Raw genomic sequence first — 498 nt, forward strand, 5'->3', positions numbered from 1 at the left:
GGTTAAGTGACTAAGCGTACACGGTGGATGCCTTGGCAGTCAGAGGCGATGAAGGACGTATTAACTTGCGATAAGCCCAGATTAGGTAGTAAAAACCATTTGAGTCTGGGATTTCCGAATGGGGAAACCCACTTGCATAAGCAAGTATCCTGTTGTGAATACATAGCAGCAGGAGGCGAACCGGGGGAACTGAAACATCTAAGTACCCCGAGGAAAAGAAATCAACCGAGATTCCGAAAGTAGCGGCGAGCGAAATTGGACTAGCCCTTAAGCTTTATATGCGTTAGACGAACGGTCTGGAAAGTCCGGCGATACAGGGTGATAGCCCCGTAGTTGACAACGCACATTCAGTGAAATCGAGTAGGGCGGGACACGTGATATCCTGTCTGAATATGGGGGGACCATCCTCCAAGGCTAAATACTACTGACTGACCGATAGTGAACCAGTACCGTGAGGGAAAGGCGAAAAGAACCCCTGTGAGGGGAGTGAAATAGAAC

General features: G+C 49.0%; 1 rRNA gene. It reads left to right on the top strand.

What is annotated here, in order from left to right:
- Positions 1-498: ribosomal RNA gene (locus tag QTO06_RS25415) — 23S ribosomal RNA — on the top strand; the annotation flags it as partial.

It is taken from the genome of Vibrio sp. M260121 (genome assembly GCF_036533715.1).
In the GTDB taxonomy this organism is placed as follows: Bacteria; Pseudomonadota; Gammaproteobacteria; order Enterobacterales; family Vibrionaceae; genus Vibrio.